13 protein-coding genes are annotated in these 16,676 nt (G+C 65.6%); 10 read left to right on the forward strand and 3 right to left on the reverse strand.

Going from position 1 to position 16,676, the window contains the following annotated elements; genetic code table 11:
• The 3 genes from rdgB to dusA form a co-directional block, all read right to left on the reverse strand.
• Nucleotides 1-594, reverse strand: coding sequence for an RdgB/HAM1 family non-canonical purine NTP pyrophosphatase (gene rdgB / locus MOV80_RS06550; protein ID WP_019104483.1), 594 nt, complete (start codon nt 592-594; stop codon nt 1-3).
• 204 nt (nt 595-798) lie between these two features.
• On the reverse strand, nt 799-1,869 hold the full coding sequence (locus MOV80_RS06555) for a spermidine/putrescine ABC transporter substrate-binding protein (RefSeq protein WP_019104484.1): 1,071 nt from the start codon (nt 1,867-1,869) through the stop codon (nt 799-801).
• Between the two features lie 334 nt (nt 1,870-2,203).
• Nucleotides 2,204-3,217: a tRNA dihydrouridine(20/20a) synthase DusA gene (gene dusA, locus MOV80_RS06560; protein ID WP_345944379.1), complete on the reverse strand. Its 1,014-nt coding sequence runs from the start codon at nt 3,215-3,217 to the stop codon at nt 2,204-2,206.
• A 446-nt stretch (nt 3,218-3,663) separates the two neighbouring features.
• Here dusA and MOV80_RS06565 point away from each other — a divergent pair, with 446 nt between their 5' ends.
• The 10 genes from MOV80_RS06565 (at nt 3,664) to MOV80_RS06610 (ending at nt 16,670) form a co-directional block, all read left to right on the forward strand.
• Complete coding sequence (locus MOV80_RS06565) at nt 3,664-5,691, forward strand: glycoside hydrolase family 3 protein (RefSeq protein ID WP_249604942.1); 2,028 nt, start codon at nt 3,664-3,666, stop codon at nt 5,689-5,691.
• Nucleotides 5,692-5,939: 248 nt separating this feature from the next.
• Nucleotides 5,940-6,701 (forward strand): helix-turn-helix transcriptional regulator, encoded by a 762-nt coding sequence (locus MOV80_RS06570; RefSeq protein WP_198001601.1) that lies wholly within the window; start codon nt 5,940-5,942, stop codon nt 6,699-6,701.
• Between the two features lie 200 nt (nt 6,702-6,901).
• Nucleotides 6,902-7,831 carry a DMT family transporter gene (locus MOV80_RS06575; protein WP_043642301.1) on the forward strand — a complete coding sequence of 310 codons (930 nt, stop codon included), beginning with the start codon at nt 6,902-6,904 and terminating at the stop codon, nt 7,829-7,831.
• Nucleotides 7,832-7,874: 43 nt separating this feature from the next.
• The gene (locus tag MOV80_RS06580; protein ID WP_019104489.1) at nt 7,875-8,696 is read left to right on the forward strand and encodes a 3-keto-5-aminohexanoate cleavage protein; all 822 of its coding nucleotides are present in this window, start codon (nt 7,875-7,877) and stop codon (nt 8,694-8,696) included.
• A gap of 30 nt (nt 8,697-8,726) precedes the next feature.
• Complete coding sequence (locus tag MOV80_RS06585; protein ID WP_107731523.1) at nt 8,727-9,395, forward strand: dienelactone hydrolase family protein; 669 nt, start codon at nt 8,727-8,729, stop codon at nt 9,393-9,395.
• Between the two features lie 12 nt (nt 9,396-9,407).
• Entirely contained in the window at nt 9,408-10,610 is a 1,203-nt protein-coding gene (gene pcaF / locus MOV80_RS06590; RefSeq protein ID WP_249604943.1) for a 3-oxoadipyl-CoA thiolase, read from the forward strand.
• A gap of 52 nt (nt 10,611-10,662) precedes the next feature.
• Complete coding sequence (locus MOV80_RS06595; protein WP_081574183.1) at nt 10,663-11,874, forward strand: aminotransferase class I/II-fold pyridoxal phosphate-dependent enzyme; 1,212 nt, start codon at nt 10,663-10,665, stop codon at nt 11,872-11,874.
• The gene (locus tag MOV80_RS06600; protein WP_249604944.1) at nt 11,867-13,078 is read left to right on the forward strand and encodes an MFS transporter; all 1,212 of its coding nucleotides are present in this window, start codon (nt 11,867-11,869) and stop codon (nt 13,076-13,078) included. Before MOV80_RS06595 ends, MOV80_RS06600 begins: the two co-directional genes overlap by 8 nt.
• A gap of 17 nt (nt 13,079-13,095) precedes the next feature.
• Nucleotides 13,096-14,700 (forward strand): carboxyl transferase domain-containing protein, encoded by a 1,605-nt coding sequence (locus tag MOV80_RS06605; RefSeq protein WP_249604945.1) that lies wholly within the window; start codon nt 13,096-13,098, stop codon nt 14,698-14,700.
• A gap of 5 nt (nt 14,701-14,705) precedes the next feature.
• On the forward strand, nt 14,706-16,670 hold the full coding sequence (locus MOV80_RS06610) for a biotin carboxylase N-terminal domain-containing protein (RefSeq protein WP_249604946.1): 1,965 nt from the start codon (nt 14,706-14,708) through the stop codon (nt 16,668-16,670).
• Nucleotides 16,671-16,676: the final 6 nt, after the last annotated feature.

Consider the following 16,676-nt stretch of genomic DNA (forward strand, 5'->3'; position numbering starts at 1 on the left):
TCATGCCAGCGCGCGCAGCTTGGCCAGCAGCGCCTGCATCGCCTGGCCGCGGTGGCTGACGCGGTTCTTCTCCGCCGCATCCAGTTCGGCCACGCTACAGCCGTGTTGCGGCAGCCAGAAATGTGGATCGTAGCCGAAGCCGCCCGTGCCGGCCGCCTCGTCTTTCACTTCGCCAAACCACATGCCGTCCGCCACCAGCGGCTGCGGATCGTCGGCGTGGCGCACCAAGACCAGCACGCAGTAATACCAGGCGCGGCGGTTGGCTTCGCCTTGCAGCGCCGCCACCAGCTTGGCGTTGTTGGCGGCATCGGACTTGGGCTCGCCGGCGTAGCGGGCCGAATACACGCCCGGCGCGCCGGACAACGCCTCGACGCAGATGCCGGAGTCGTCGGCCAACGCCGGCAAGCCGGTCATGCGGCTGGCGTGGCGCGCTTTTTCCAGCGCGTTTTCCAGGAAAGTGTGGTGGGGCTCCGGACATTCCGGCACCTGCAGTTCCACCTGCGGAATCACTTGTATGCCCAGCGGCGCCAGCAGCGAGGAGAATTCCTTCAGCTTGCCGGCGTTGTTGCTGGCCATCACTAATTTGTCGAACATTGAGAACTCCATCGAATGCAACGCAGCCCCGACGACGCCGGGGCTGCGGACATAAGTATAAGAACTTATTCAAAGTCTCGCGAGCTAGCGCGAGACAAGGCGAAAACAGCTGAGAAAGCGGAATGTACAAGTGGTACATGAGCATTTCGAAGCCGTTTTCAACGCCGTATCGCCGACGCGCAGCAGACTTTGTTCAAAACAAGCTTAACGGCTGACCTTCACTTCCGTCCACATCCGCGCCAGCGAGCGCCGTTCCACCGGCGTCAGCTCACGCAGCACCGTCCATTTCTTCACGGTGTCCGGCGTCGGATCGATCACCGGATGGGCTTTCAAATCCGCGCGGAAAAAGGGAGCGGCGGTTTTAACCGGATTAGTGGCGCCGTTAAGGTTGGTCAGTTGGGCGGCGTTCTTGCCGTCCAGCATGAAGTTGATGAACTGATGCGCCAGGTCCGGGCGTTTGGCGCTGGCCAGGACCGCCATGGTGTCCACGCCCAGCTCATTGCCTTCCTTCTGCGCCACATTGGCGATGTGGAAGCGGCGCTTGGCCTGCCGCGCGTCCTCGGCTGCCTGGAAGAACTCGGTGGAATAGCCCAGCGACACCCAGATATTGCCCACTGCCAGCTCTTTCAGATAACTGGCGTTGGAGAAGGTGGCCCAGTAGGGCTTGGCCTGCTTGATCACCGCCTGCGCCGCGCGATAATCCGCCTGGCTGGCGGTGTTGGGGTTCTTGCCCAGGTAGAATAGCGCGGCGGCGAACACCTCGCGCGAGCTGTCCAGCACGGTGACCTTGCCCTTGATCTTCTGCAGCACCTTGGGATCGAAGATCACAGACCAGCTGTGCGGATCGATGCCCAGTTTCTGCAAGCGCTCCGCGTTGTAGCCGACCGAGGTCAGCGACAGCACCGTGGGCACGGTGTAACGGTTGCCGGGATCATAGCTTTGGGACAAGTAGGCGGGGTCGACGTTCTTCAGATTCGGCAGCTTGGCGTGATCCAGCGGCCGCAGCAGCTTCTGTTTGCTCATCGCCTGGATCACGAAGCTGGATGGAAACACCATGTCGTAACCCTTGGCCCCGGCCGCCAGCTTGGCCAGCATTTCCTCATTGTCGCCGTAGTAATTCTGCACCACGCGGCAATCACAGCTTTTCTCGAACTGACGGAGGATGGCGTCCGACAGCGAGCCGCTCCAGTTATAGATGTGCAAGACGTCCTTGGGTCCGGCCCAGACGGCGGACGACAGGATGGAGGACAATAGGACAAGCTTCAGCGGTTTCAATTCAGATTCACCTCCAGACGGCCATGACCAGCATGGCGAACAGAAAAGGCGGCAAGCCGCCATGTCGGGTTTCCCTCTTGGGAAGCCCCGCGACGTAGAACCTGTTCAAAGTCCGCTTAGCATCGACAAGCGTCGCGTTCTGATGCCCATGCGCGGTAGGCGCATTAACGCTTCTTCAACGGTTTCGGTCTTGTCTCGCGCTAACCAGCGAGACTTTGAACAAGCTCTTAAATACGGCGGCGTCGGGCCCTGCCTCAGCAAGAGCAACGCTCTCGCCTTGCTACAGCAGACCCCGGCGCCGCGAATCCGTTCCTGGCCGCAACGGCCAGGCGGTTTATTCGGCGCGTCGGGCTGCGCCCAGCGTCGCCTCCAGCGCCTGTTGCAGCAGGCGCTGGTCGGCGCCGTCAAGCAATTTGGCGTCGGACAACATGCGCCGCCAGTTGCGCGCGCCGGGAATGCCCTGAAACAGGCCCAGGATGTGGCGGGCGATATTGCGTGTCTTGTGGCCCTCGGCCAGACGCGCCGCCACATAGGGCATCATCGCGGCCACCACCTGTTCTCGCTCCGGCGCGGCGGCGACGCCGTAGTAGCGCTGGTCCCAATCCGCCATCAGCCAGGGGTTGTGGTAGGCCTCGCGCCCCACCATCACGCCGTCGACGTGGCGCAGATGCTCGTCAATGTCGGCCTGGCTTTTGACGCCGCCGTTGATCAGGATTTCCAGATCCGGACGCTCCTGCTTCAGCCGATAGACGTAATCGTATTTCAAGGGCGGGATTTCGCGGTTTTCCTTGGGGCTCAGGCCTTTGAGAATGGCGTTTCGCGCATGCACGATGAAAGTGCGGCAGCCGGCGTCCGCCACCTGGCCGACGAAATCGCTCAGGTAATCGTAATGCTCGATGCGGTCGATGCCGATGCGGTGCTTGACCGTCACATCAATGGACACCGCGTCGCGCATCGCTTTGACGCAGTCGGCCACCAGCTGCGGCTCGGCCATCAGGCAGGCGCCGAAAGCGCCTTTCTGCACCCGTTCCGACGGGCAGCCCACGTTCAGATTGACCTCGTCGTAGCCCCACTCCGCCGCCAGCTTGGCGCAACGCGCCAGCTCCGCCGGCTCGCTGCCGCCCAGTTGCAAGGCCAGCGGATGTTCCGCCTCGTCGAAACGCAGGTGGCGTTCAACGTCGCCATGCAACAACGCTCCGGTGGTCACCATCTCGGTGTACAGCCAGGCATGCCGAGTGATCTGACGCGCGAAATAGCGGTAGTGACGGTCGGTCCAATCCAGCATCGGCGCCACCGATAGACGGCGCGGCGGCAAGCCGTCGCTGTTCCCAACCCTAGAATGCTGCACTCCGCTGTCCTGCATCGTATCCATATCCACCCGAAACCAGATCACCGCTCAGCGCCGGCGGCAGACCGGCCCGCCATCGCGCTAAGCGTTTGAAAAAAGGCATGAATTATCCTCCCGCACCCGAACAAGGGTCAAGCATTTAGGCAAAAACACCGAGCAATCAAAGGGATATGGCGATTATGACCCAACGATTCTCCCCCACTGGCAACTTTTTCAAGAATTGAATTTCATAAGCTTTAACCTCGGCAGCCGCATCTCCGCGCCGGACGCGCCCTGGCAGGGGTGTCTGGCGTGCCAATCCATTACTAACAAGAATCATTCACAAATGAATATATTCATGAAAAGAGAATCCAGCCCTCGCGCCTGTCCGCCGGACCAGCGTTGCAGGCTGTCGGGCGGGCCTGCCCGTCATTCCGGATGTTTCCACTTCAGCACAAGGTTGACCCATGTTTAAACCATACTCCCTGCGCTTACCGGCGCTGATGCTATTGCCGGCGCTGCTGAGCGGCTGCCTGGAACAACCCAGCGTCGAACAGCAAGCCGCGCGCATCGTCGAGCAAATGAGCCCCCGCGAGAAAATCGGCCAGAAAATCATGATGGCCTTCCGCTACTGGTGCCCGGACGATCAGCCCGCCTGCACCGCCGGCATGACCGAACTGCCGGAAGCCGCCAGCCGCGCCTTGCGCGACAACGCCATCGGCGGCGTGATTCTGTTCGCCAACAATCTGACCGATCTGCAGCAAACCCGCCGCCTGTCCGAGCAGATCCGCAAGGCTCGGCCGCAAAACAGCCCGGTCGGCCTGTTGATTGGTTCTGACCAGGAGGGCGGCAATGTCTTCCGCTTGCCGCGTCCGCTGGCCACCAGCTTTCCCGGCAATATGGCGCTGGGCGCCGCCTATGAAGCAACTCGGGATAGCGACCTGGCCCGCGACTCCGGCCGCGTGCTGGCCGCCGAGATCCGCGCCGTCGGCTTCAACGTCAACTTTGCCCCGGACGTGGACGTCAACAGCAATCCGCTCAACCCAGTGATCAATGTCCGCGCCTACGGCGACGACCCGGCCACCATCAGCCTGCTGGGCCAGGCCACGACGCAAGGCATGCGCGAGCAAGGCGTGATCGGTTCCTTCAAGCACTTCCCCGGCCACGGCGACACCGCCACCGACTCCCACTACGGCCTGCCGGTAGTCAACAAATCCCGCGCCGACGCCTACGCCATCGACCTGGCGCCCTACCGCCAAGCCATCGCCTCCGGCCAGCCCCCGGAGATGATCATGACCGCCCACATCCAGTACCCGGCGCTGGACAACAGCCAAATCACCGCCCGCAACGGCGAACGCATGATCGCGCCGGCGACCATGTCGCGCAAAATCCAGCATGATCTGCTGCGCGGCGAGATGGGCTACCAGGGCGTCACCGTCACTGACGCGCTGGACATGAAGGGCATCAGCGATTTCTTCGAGCAGGCCGACGCGGTAATCAAGGTGTTCCAGGCCGATGTCGACATCGCGCTGATGCCCACCGAGTTCCGCACCGCCGCGCAAGCCGGCCGGCTGCGTCAATTAATCGACCAGGTGGCCGCCGCGGTGGCGGACGGACGGATAGATCGCGCCGAACTAGACCGCTCGGTGCGGCGCATCGTGGCGATGAAGTTGCGCAACGAGGTCACCCCTGCCGGCGAAGCCAAGCCGCTGCCGGAGTTGAGCACCATAGGCGGCGCGGAACACCGCGCGGTGGAAGATAAGATCACCCGGCACTCCATCACCCTGCTGCGCAATCAGGGCGCGGCGCTGCCGTTGCGCTCGCCCAGCCAGCGCATCTTCATCCTGACGCCCTGGGGCGAACAGGCCGAGGCGATGCGTCGCCGCTTTGATGAGAAAGGCTATCGCCAAGTCAGCGGCGCCAAGCTGAGCGCCACGCCGTGGGAAGCGCAGAAACAGGCGATCGATCAGGCCGACGTGGTCGTCATCGGCACCTTGGCCACCGGCGTCAGCCCAGTGGAGCGCAACGGTGACCCCAACGCGCCGGCCATCGCGCCGCGGATGAAGCGCAGCCTGCAGACCGAGCCGGCGCCGGCCGCCGGCAACGGTTCCCTGGTCTTCAATGTGGCGGAAGACCTGCCCGCGCTCCGGACCCGCTTCGCCCGCAGCCTGTCCGCGCCGCCGCTCAGCGAGGCGCAGCAAATGCGCAATGCGATGGAATACGCCAAGCGGCAAGGCAAGAAGCTGATCCACGTGACCCTGCGCGCGCCTTACGACGTGATCAATTACGACGATCTGGCAGACGCCACGCTGGCCACCTACTCCTACTACGGTTATGAGAACGGCCTGCGCGGGCCCTCCATGCCGGCGCTGGTGGACGTGATGCTGGGCGCGAACCCGCCCGGCGGCAAGCTGCCGGTGGCCATCCACGCGCTGGACGAAAACGGCCAGCCGGGCGCGCTGCGCTACGCGCGCGGTTTTGGGCTGAGCTTCTGACAAAGCATCGCTCTTCTTAACCCTCCTCCTAACGCACCGCGGCCCTCCGGCCGCGGTGTTTTCTTTTGTCCCGGCGGCGGGCGGCTCCGCTGATCCAAGGCATTCGCATTGAAATAGACACAATTTATACTGTATGAATATTTTGTGCACTGCAGTATCATGAGCCTGAACCGACGGCTGAAGACGCCCGCACAACAGGGCCGCAAGCTGCGCGGAACCGGGCTACCCTCAAATAAGAAAGCAAGCGCATGGCCATAGAATCCAACGCCGTCCTACCGGACTTCGCCGCGTGGAGCATGTCCAAGGACTTTCCTAGCGGTCATCAAATCGGCCGCCACCAACACCGCGAAGGCCAACTGATTTTCGCCGTCTCCGGCGTGATGGAGCTGTCTACCTCCGACGGCCTGTGGCTGGTGCCGCCGCAGCGCGGCGTCTGGATGCCCCCGGCGGTGGAACACAGCATGCGCGCCCGCGGCACGGTGTCGCTGCGCACGCTGTACATCCAGTCTCCCCACTACCTGGCGCAGTTGCCGCTTTGCTCCAAGGCCATCGCCATTTCGCCGCTGATGCGGGAACTCATCATCCGCCTGATGCGCACTCGCGGCATTCCGCACGCGGACCAGAAGGAAGGCCGCTTGCTGGACTTGCTGATCGACGAAATCGAATGGTCCAGCGAAACGGCCTTGCCGCTGCCCCCGCTGGGCGATCCGCGCTTGCAACGGGTGTGCTCGGCGATTCTGGCCAATCCAGGCGACCGCCGCGGCCTGAGCGAATGGGCGGAACTGGTGGGCGCGTCCAGCCGCACGCTGGCGCGCTTGTTCCAACAGGAGTTGGGCGTGTCCTATCTGTACTGGCGCCAACAAGTATGCGCAATGGCGGCCCTGCCGCGGCTGGGCGCCGGCGAGCCGGTCACCCTGATTGCCTCCGACCTGGGCTACGAAACCCCCGGCGCGTTTTCCTCCATGTTCCGCCGCATTATGAACGCGGCCCCCAGCCAGTACTTCTCCTGATCTCATAAGCTGTTCAAAGCCGCGCCCACATGAGCGAGGCTTTGAACAGCCTCTCCTCCGCCCCACGCGCCGGCACGGTTTTGCCGCAGCGCAGCATGATTGTCCGTTTTGAAGCAGTAATTGTCCGCTTGCAAGAAGCCTGAGCCAAACCGTTTCAATATGATAAATAGCTATTGAAACCGCTACCTGGCCAGGTGACCATGTCCCATCCCAACTACGACGCCAAACGCTATTGGCTGCTGATTCTGGCCGCCACCTTTTTGTTTGGCTCCACCTTCCCCACCTCCAAGATCGTGCTTTCGGAAATGCCGCCCTTGTGGGCGGCGGTGGCGCGCTTCACCGCCGCCGCCGCCGGCATCGTCCCCATACTGCTGTGGCAGCGCTTCCGCTATCCGCGCGCTTTCGTCCGCCCGCGCCCCTGGGGCGTGCTGGCCTTGATCGGGCTGCTGCAAACCGCCGGCTCGATGGGCTTTCTCAATATCGGGCTGCGCAGCACCACACCGGCCAAGGCCGCCATCCTGATGGCCTGCACCCCCTTGATCGTGGCCTTGATGTCGCGGCTGGCGCTAAAGGAAAAAATCCACCCTCTGGCCGCCGTCGGCCTGGTCCTTGCTTTTTTCGGCGTCGCCGTCTGCATCGGCTTGAACAAGCTGGACGGCTTCGGCGCCGGCGACGCGCTGGTGCTGTGCGGCGCGGCCTGTTGGGCCGCGTCCACGCTGGTGATCAAGGGCAGCCGCATCGTGATCAACGTCTGGGCGCTGACTTTCTGGCAGATGCTGGTCGGTTCGGCCTGCCTGGCGCTGCTGGCCTGGGCCGGCGGAGAAGTCCCCGCCCCGCCGCACAGCGAGCGGGTGTTGGCCGCCTTTTTGTGGCTGGCGCTGCCGGCCACCACCGGGGCCATGGCGCTGTGGTTCATGGCGCTGGACCTGGGCGGAGCGGTGCGCACCAGCGGCTTCCTGTTTCTATCTCCGCTGTTCGCCACCCTGATTTCCTTTGTCGCCTTCGGCTATTCGCTGTCGTTGCATGAACTGATCGGCGGCGTGCTGATCGGCGTCGGCATTTATCTGGTGTCCAAGCGCCCAACCGCCGCCGCGCAGCCTCAAACCGCGCCCGCAGGCGACCAGATCTGAGCGCCGTCGCTTTTTACCCTTTATTCACATGAGCTTTCCCACCATGCAAAAACTCATCATCACCGCCGCCGTCAACGGCGGCATCACCAGCCGGCAAAAACATCCAGGCGTTCCGTTCTCGCCTGAGGAAATCGCCCAGGCCGCCTACGAATGCTGGAACGCCGGCGCGGCGGTGGTCCACATCCACGCCCGCAACCCGGACGGCACGCCCAGCTACGACGCGAACGTCTACGGCGAGATCGTCCGCCGCATCCGCGAGCGCTGCGACATCCTGATCAATCTGAGCACCTCAGGCCTCAACCTGCCGCCGCAACTGGAGAAGAAGGAAGCCTGGAATCACCTGCCCTTCCGCCCCGACATCGCCTCCTTCAACTGCGGCTCGGTCAACCACGGCAGCAAGCCCTTCATCAATCCGCCGGAGCTGGCGCGCGCGCTGGCCTTGGATATCCGCGAATACCGCGCCAAGCCGGAGATCGAGGTCTACCACCAGGGCATCATCGGCGAGGCGTTGAAACTGCAAGAAGACGGCTACCTGAGCGGCCCGCTGTGCTTCAGCTTCGCCATGGGCATACAGGGCGGCGCGGCCGCCACTTGCAAGAACCTGCTGCATTTCGTCGAAAGCATTCCGCAGGACAGCGTGTGGTCCGCGCTGGGCATAGGCAAACACCAGCTGGCGATCAATCTGCACACCCTGCTGCTGGGCGGCCATGTTCGCACCGGCCTGGAAGACAACGTCTATTACCGCTACGGCGAACTGGCCCGCGACAACGCCCAACTGGTGGAGCGCCTGGCGCGCCTGGCCGGCGAAGTCGGCCGCGAGATCGCCTCTCCCGCCGAAGCCAAGCAGATTCTGGGCATTCACTAAGAACCAAGCCATTAAGTAAAGACACACTACATGAGCACGATCGATCCGAATCCGCATAAAGAACAGGGCCTGGAAATCTACGGCGCGCCGCTGAACCAGGCCAAACTGGCCGTGGTGCTGCTGCACGGCCGCCGCCAGAGCGCCCAGGACGCCTACAAGAACGGCGAGGCCATCGGCCTGGCCGACGTCGCCTACATTCTGCCCATCGCCAAGGACCGCACCTGGTATCCGCACAGCTTCATGGCGCCGCTGGAGAGCAATCAGCCCGCGCTGGATCAGGCGCTGGATTGCGTCGAGGCCACCATCGAAGAATTGCGCGGCTACGGCTTCGCTAACCGCCAGATCGTATTGATGGGCTTCTCCCAGGGCGCTTGCCTGGCCGCCGAATTCATCTATCGCCGCCCCAGCCCGATAGGCGGGCTGATCGCCTTCTCCGGCGGCCTGTTCGGCCCCGACGAGTCTGCCTGGGGCGAGCCAACCGCGGCGCTGGACTTCCCGGCCTTCTTCGGCACCAGCGACAGCGACAGCTGGATGCCGCTGGAGCGGATCCAACGCAGCGCCGAGGCCTTCCGCCGCGCCGGCGCCAAGGTGGATTTCCGCGTTTATCCGGACATGCCCCACCACGTTTGCGCCGACGAAATCGACGCGGCGCGCGATTTGCTGTCCGCGCTGTTGCAACCGCAAACCAGCTTGAGCTGAGAGGAAACCGCAATGACCGACGCCTTCATCTGCGACGCCGTGCGCACACCCATCGGCCGCTTCGGCGGCACCTTGTCCGGCGTGCGCGCCGACGATCTGGCCGCGGCGCCGCTGCGCGCCCTTATTGAGCGCAATCCGGGCCTGGACCCGGCGGCGATAGACGAAGTCATCTTGGGCTGCGCCAACCAGGCCGGCGAGGACAACCGCAACGTGGCCCGCATGAGCCTGCTGCTGGCCGGCTATCCGGAGAGCGTCCCGGGCCTGACTGTGAACCGCCTGTGCGCCTCCGGTCTGGACGCCGTGGCGCTGGCGGCGCGCGCAATCAAGTCCGGCGAGGCAGAGCTGCTGATCGCCGGCGGCGTGGAATCCATGTCGCGCGCGCCCTTCGTGATGCCGAAGTCGGAAAAAGCCTTCGGCCGCGACATGCAGATCTACGACACCACCATAGGCTGGCGCTTCGTCAATCCTGTCATGGAGAAGCAATACGGCGTGGACACCATGCCGGCCACCGCGGAGAACGTGGCTCGCGAATTCGGCGTTAGCCGCCAGGATCAGGACGCCTTCGCTCTGCGCAGCCAGCAGCGTTACTTCGCCGCGCTGGAAACCGGCGCCTTCGCCGAGGAAATCGTGCCGGTGACGATTCCTCGCCGCAAGCAGGACCCGCTCATCGTCAGCCGCGACGAGCACCCGCGCCAGACTTCGCTGGAGGATCTGGCCAAGCTCAAGGCGCTGTTCGGCCCGGAATCCAGCATCACCGCCGGCAACGCCTCCGGCGTCAACGACGGCGCGGCGGCGATGATCGTCGCCTCGGCCGCGGCGGCACAACGCCACGGCCTGCGTCCGCGCGCGCGAGTGCTGACATCGGCCAGCTCCGGCATCGCGCCGCGCATTATGGGCGCGGGCCCGATCGAGGCCAGCCGCAAGGCGCTGCGCCAGGCCGGCCTGGGCATCGAGGACATCGACATCATTGAACTGAACGAAGCCTTCGCCGCTCAGGCGCTGGCGGTCACCCGCGCGCTGGGCCTGCCGGACGACAGCGAACGGGTGAACCCCAAGGGCGGCGCCATCGCGCTGGGCCACCCGCTGGGGATGAGCGGCAGCCGGTTGGTGTTGACCGCCGCCGCGCAGTTGCAGGCCAGCGGCAAGCGCTACGCGCTGTGCACCATGTGCGTGGGCGTGGGACAGGGCGCGGCTCTGATTCTGGAGCGGGTATAAGCCGGACGAGGCGGCCATGACGGCCGCCGCCAAACCATACGAGGGGGGAAACATGCATCAACACGCCAATATCAAAAAAGCCATTCAGTTGAGCAACAGCTTCTGGGACATCACCACCCAGGCCGGCATGGCCAATATCGTCACCCGCAACCTGGGCGACGGCCGTCACGAGGCGGTGGCCAACGGCCGGCGCTTCGTCAATATGTCGTCCTATTCCTATCTGGGCCTGGACTCGCACCCGGACATCCTGCAAGCGGCGGCGGACGCGGTGCTGAACACCGGCTCGTTGAATACCTCGATTTCGCGCATCCGCGTGCAGTTCGACATCCTGCAGCAGGCCGAGGACGCGCTGGCGGAACTGGTGGACGCGGAAACGCTGACAGTGCCGTCCTGCGCCGCCGCCGCCGCGGCCGCCCTGCCCCTGCTCGCCTCCGGCGCGCTGACCGAGGATGTGCCGCCCTTGATGGTGTTCGACAAGAACGCCCACTTCTGCCTGAACATGATGAAGCCGATCTGCGCCGACGAGGCCGAGATCCACACCATCCGCCACAACGATCTGAACGCGCTGGAAGACCTGTGCAAAACGCATGCGCGCGTGGCCTACGTCGCCGACGGGGTCTACAGCACCGGCGGCATGGCCCCGGTGCCGGAATTGCTGGCGCTGCAGGACAAATACGGTTTGTTCCTGTTTTTCGACGAAGCTCACGGTCTGTCCACGCTGGGCCGCCATGGCCGCGGCCTGGTACTGGAAACCATGGGCGGCATCAATGAACGCACCTTGATCGTCACCTCGCTGAACAAGGGCTTCGGCGCGTCCGGCGGCGCCATCTTCCTGGGCCCGCGCCACGACGCGGAGCGCCGCAAGCTGGCCACCCGCTTCGGCGGACCTGTGACTTGGTCGCAACGCATCAACACCGCCGGCCTGGGCGCCATCATCCAGTCCGCGGCCATTCACCGCTCCGAGGAGCTGCCGCGGCTGCAACAACGGTTGCAGGACAATATCCGTCTGTTCGACCAACACGTGGCCTCGGACAACAGCGGCGAACCGCTGCCCATCCGCTTTGTCTCCATCGGCTCGGAAGAAAACACCATCTTCTACGCCAAGAGCTTGCTGGAAGACGGTTTCTACACCTCGCCCATCTTCTTCCCGGTGATCGCCAAGGGCCGCGCCGGCCTGCGCATCATGATCCGCGCCAATATGACGACGCAGGAGATCGAACGCTTCGCCGCCTGCCTCAATCAGTTGCGAGCCGCCCATGAGTGAGAAAACCCTGACCGCGCCGCAAGCGGCGCTGGCGCAGCCGGCCGGCCGGCTGATGGCGCTGGCCTGCCTGATCGTGTTCATGGCGCAGATGGCCACCACCGTGTATCTGCCTTCGCTGCCGGCGGTGATGCGGGAATTGGCGATGAGCCAGAGCCTGGTGGAGATGTCCATTTCCGGCTATGTGGTGGGCGCGGCCTTGCCGGTGCTGTTCTGGGGCTCGGCGGCCGACCGCTGGGGCCGGCGCGGACCGCTGCTGATTTCGCTGGCGCTATTCATCGTCTGCAGCCTGCTGCTCGCCTTCGTGTCCAACGCCGCGGAGCTGCTGACGCTGCGCGTGGCGCAAGGCATCGCCGGCGGCGGCGCGGCCATCATCGCCCGCATCATCGTGCGCGATCACTGGCGCGGCGACGATCTGGCTCGCAAATTATCCGTGCTGTCCATCGCCTTCATCACCGCGCTGGGCGGCGGCCAGTTCATCGGCGGTCTGATCGGCAAATACAGTCATTGGGAAGCCGGTTTCGCCTTGATGGCGGTCACCGGCGCCGTGGCGGCGCTGCTGACCATGGGCCTGCCGCTGCAAGCCGGCCGCCCGGCCGCCTCGGCCTCCGGCCCCAGCCCGTACTGGCGCATTCTGCGCCGCCCCGGCTTTCTATGGCCTGCCTGCGCCGGCGGCCTGGGCTTCGCCACCACGGTGACCTTGCAAGAGGTCAGCCCCTTTGTGTTTCAGGAGCACTTCGGCCTCGCGGTGGCCGGTTTCGGCAACGTCGGCCTGTTGATCGGCCTGTCTTACTTCAGCGGCGCCATGGTGGTGAACCGTCTGGTGGCCCGCGTGGGCGGGTTGCGGCTGATGCGCGCCGGCTCGGCGCTGCTGGCCGCGGCCACGCTGGCCATGCTGCTGGGCTGGCATCTGGGCTTGTTGGAGCATCAGCCCGGCTTGTGGCTGTTCATCGGCCTCTACTGCCTGACCATCTTCGGCCAGGCGGTGCTGTTTCCCAACAGCATGGCCACCGCCGTCAGCGACGCCAAGGAACACGGCGCGCATGCGATGGCCTTGTGCGGCTTCCTGCAGCAAGGGCTGGCCGGCATCGCCGCCACCGTCTCGGTGCTGCTGCATCACGATGGCGCCTGGACGCTGGCGGTAGCCGCCCTCGGCCTGTTGACCCTGTCCCAAGTGCTGTTCAAGGTGCGCCCGCGCGCGTCCTGAATCGAGGAAGCTTATTCATGTCCCGTATTGAATCCCGCGTTCCCGCCTCCGGCGAGGCGTTTGAACACAATGCCGAAGCCTACCGCCAACTGCGCGAGCGCATCGCCGCCGCCCGCGACGCCGCCCTGCAAGGCGGCGGCCCCGAAGCGCGCGCCAAACAGGCGGCCAAGGGCAAGCTGTCCCCGCGCGAGCGCTTGTCGCTGCTGCTGGACCCCGGCACGCCCTTTCTGGAGATCGGCCAACTGGCCGCCCACGACGTTTACGACCACGCGGTGCCCTGCGCCGGCATCGTCACCGGCATCGGCATCGTCGCCGGCCACGCAGTGGCGGTGTTCGCCAACGATGCCTCGGTCAAGGGCGGCACTTATTACCCGCTGACGCTGCGCAAGCATCTGCGCACCCAGCAGATCGCCCGCGAACAAGGCCTGCCCAGCCTCTATCTGGTGGATTCCGGCGGAGTCTACCTCCCCTTGCAGGAAGACATTTTCCCGGATGAGCAGCACTTCGGCCGCATCTTCCGAAATATCGCCGAGATGTCGGCGCTGGGCCTGCCGCAGATCTCCGCGGTGCTCGGCTCCTGCACCGCCGGCGGCGCCTACATCCCGGCGATGAGCGACGAAACCATCATCGTGCGCGGCAACGGCTCCATCTTTCTGGGCGGCCCGCAACTGGTGCGAGCCGCCACCGGAGTGATCGTGGACGCCGAAACCCTGGGTGGAGCCGACGTGCACGCCCGCGACAGCGGCGTGGCCGACCACTATGCGCTGAGCGACGAGCACGCGCTGCGGCTGATGCGCGACATCGTGGCCCGCCGCGGCCGCGGCAGGCAGTACGCGCCGCCGCAAACGCCGCGGCCGCCGCGTTATGATCCGGCTGAGCTGGCCGGCATCGTCAGCGCCAACCCGCGCGAACATATTCCGGCGCGGGAAATCCTGGCCCGGCTGCTGGACGACTCCGCCTTTGCCGAATACCGCGCCCGCTTCGGCGCCACCATTCTGTGCGGCACCGGCCACATCGGCGGCTATCCGGTGGGCGTGCTGATCAACGACGGCGTGTTGTTCTCGGAGAGCGCGCAAAAAGCGGCCAACTTCATCGAACTATGCGCGCAACGCGGCATTCCCCTGCTATTCCTGCACAATATCAACGGCTTCATGGTGGGCGCGGAATACGAGGCCGGCGGCATCGCCAAGCACGGAGCCAAGATGGTCAACGCCGCCTCCTGCGCCCGCGTGCCCAAATTCAGCATCCTGATCGGCGGCAGCTACGGCGCCGGCAATCTGGCCATGTGCGGCCGCGCCATCGGCCCGCAGTTGATGGCGATGTGGCCCAACGCCAAGACCACGGTGGTGGGCGGGGAACAGGCGGCGACAGTGCTGGCGCTGATCCGCGCGGAACAATTGGAAAAACAGGGCAAGGCCTGGACGCCGGAAGAAGAGGAAAGCTTCAAGCGGCCGATCCGCGACGCCTACGAGCGCCAGGGCCAGGCGCTGTACGTGGCGGCCCGCATGTGGGTGGACGCCATCGTCGACCCGGCCCAGACCCGCGAATGGCTGGCGCTCAGCCTGGCGCTGGCCGCCGCCGCTCCCGTCCAAGACACCCGCTTCGGCGTTTTCAGGATGTAAACACCATGTTCAAACGAATTTTGATCGCCAACCGCGGCGAGATCGCGCGCCGCATCGCCCGCAGCTGCCGACGGCTCGGTATCGAGCATGTCGCCGTCTACTCCACGGCCGACGCCAGCGCCGCGCACCTGGAAGGGGCCGCGGAGCGGCGCTGGATAGGCGAGGCCCCGGCCAGCGCCAGCTATCTGAATGGAGAGGCCATCATCGCCGCGGCGCTGGCCAGCGGCTGCGAGGCCATTCATCCCGGCTACGGCTTCCTCTCGGAAAACGCCGACTTCGCCCGCGCGGCGACCGCCGCCGGCCTGGTCTTCATAGGCCCGGACGCCGACACCATCGCCCAGATGGGCGACAAGGCGCGCGCGCGTCAGTTGATGGCGGCGGCCGGCGTGCCGGTGACGCCGGGCTCGGCGGAGGCCACCGAATCCTACGGTCTGATCCTGGAGAGCAGCGCCGAGATAGGCTATCCGGTCATCCTCAAGCCGGTGGCCGGCGGCGGCGGAAAAGGCATGCAGGTGGTGTGGGAAGAAGCCGCGCTGCGCGAGGCGGTGGACGCCGCCGTGCGCGTCGGCCGCTCCAGCTTCGGCGACGGCCGCTTGCTGGTGGAGCGCTACATCGCCCAGCCGCGCCACCTGGAAGTACAGGTGTTCGGCGATAGTCGCGGCAATGTGGTGCATCTGTTCGAACGCGAGTGCTCCTTGCAGCGTCGCCACCAGAAAATCATCGAAGAGGCGCCGGCCTGCGCGATGCCGGCCGCCACCCGCGCCGCGCTGCTGGACACCGCGGTGCGCGGCGCGGCAGCCATCGGCTACCGGAACGCCGGCACTTTTGAATTCATCCTGGCGCCGGACGGCCAGTTTTATTTCCTGGAAGTGAACACCCGCTTGCAGGTGGAACACCCGGTTACCGAGGCCATCACCGGCCTGGACTTGGTGGAATGGCAGCTGCGCGTGGCCGCCGGCGAAGCCTTGCCGCTGCGCCAGGAGGAGATCCGCGCAGATGGCCACGCCATCGAGTGCCGAGTCTACGCAGAAGACCCGCTGCGGGAATTCGCGCCCATGCCGGGCAAGGCGCTGCTGGCGCGCTGGCCGCAAGGCTGCCGAGTGGACGCGGCCTTCGACGGCGGCGGCGGCGAAGTACCGGCCTTCTACGATCCGATGCTGGCCAAGCTGATCGCCCACGGCGGCAACCGCGGCGCGGCGCTGGACACGCTACAGGCCGCCGCGCGCGACACCGCGCTGCCGGGCCTGACCAGCAATCTGGGCTTCATCGACCGGCTGCTGCGCGAACCGCGGGTGCGGGCCGGCCTGCTGGACACCCATCTGGTCGACCAGCTCGCCGCCGCGCCGGAAAGCGCGCCGGTGGCCGAAGCCGTCGCCTGCGCCGCAGCCGTCGAACTGGCGCTGAACTGCGCCGAATCATCCTCGCCCTGGCAGGGCGGCATCGGCCCCCACGACCGCGCCGCGCTGGACCCGGACGCGCCCTTGGGCCGCCTGAGCTATCGCGCCGGCGCTTCGCGCTGGCAGGCCCGGCTGCTGGAACGCGCCGGCGCCCATGCCCGCGTGGCGGTGGGAGAGCGGAGCCTGTGCGTGGAACTGAGCCGCGACGGCGAGCTGTGGCGCGGCGAGGTGGACGGGCTGCGCTGGAGCGCCCTGCCCTGCGGCGACGACATGGAGCTGACGGTGGGCGGCCATCGGCTGCGCTTGCAGGCGGAGCAGCCGGAGGCCGCCGAGGCGGACACCGACGCCGGCCAACGGGTAACCTCGCCGATGCCGGGCACGGTAGTGGCGCTGCCGGTGGCCGTCGAACAGCGCGTGGAAGCCAACCAGGTACTGGCCGTGGTCGAAGCGATGAAGATGGAAAACCGGATCTATGCGCCGCGCGCCGGCGTCGTCAGCGCGCTGCACTGCCGGGTGGGCGACATTGTCGCCGCCGACCAAGTGCTGGTCAGCGTCGCGGCCGACGACGTGTGATCGCGC

The organism is Chromobacterium sp. IRSSSOUMB001, from assembly GCF_023507765.1.
In the GTDB taxonomy this organism is placed as follows: Bacteria; Pseudomonadota; Gammaproteobacteria; order Burkholderiales; family Chromobacteriaceae; genus Chromobacterium; species Chromobacterium haemolyticum.

Excerpts from the sequence above, each read along its gene's own strand:
- rdgB (WP_019104483.1), bottom strand. The coding sequence starts at position 594 with ATGTTCGACAAATTAGTGATGGCCAGCAACAACGCCGGCAAGCTGAAG.
- MOV80_RS06565 (WP_249604942.1), top strand. The coding sequence starts at position 3,664 with ATGTTTAAACCATACTCCCTGCGCTTACCGGCGCTGATGCTATTGCCG.
- MOV80_RS06570 (WP_198001601.1), top strand. The coding sequence starts at position 5,940 with ATGGCCATAGAATCCAACGCCGTCCTACCGGACTTCGCCGCGTGGAGC.
- MOV80_RS06575 (WP_043642301.1), top strand. The coding sequence starts at position 6,902 with ATGTCCCATCCCAACTACGACGCCAAACGCTATTGGCTGCTGATTCTG.
- MOV80_RS06580 (WP_019104489.1), top strand. The coding sequence starts at position 7,875 with ATGCAAAAACTCATCATCACCGCCGCCGTCAACGGCGGCATCACCAGC.
- MOV80_RS06585 (WP_107731523.1), top strand. The coding sequence starts at position 8,727 with ATGAGCACGATCGATCCGAATCCGCATAAAGAACAGGGCCTGGAAATC.
- pcaF (WP_249604943.1), top strand. The coding sequence starts at position 9,408 with ATGACCGACGCCTTCATCTGCGACGCCGTGCGCACACCCATCGGCCGC.
- MOV80_RS06595 (WP_081574183.1), top strand. The coding sequence starts at position 10,663 with ATGCATCAACACGCCAATATCAAAAAAGCCATTCAGTTGAGCAACAGC.
- MOV80_RS06600 (WP_249604944.1), top strand. The coding sequence starts at position 11,867 with ATGAGTGAGAAAACCCTGACCGCGCCGCAAGCGGCGCTGGCGCAGCCG.
- MOV80_RS06605 (WP_249604945.1), top strand. The coding sequence starts at position 13,096 with ATGTCCCGTATTGAATCCCGCGTTCCCGCCTCCGGCGAGGCGTTTGAA.
- MOV80_RS06610 (WP_249604946.1), top strand. The coding sequence starts at position 14,706 with ATGTTCAAACGAATTTTGATCGCCAACCGCGGCGAGATCGCGCGCCGC.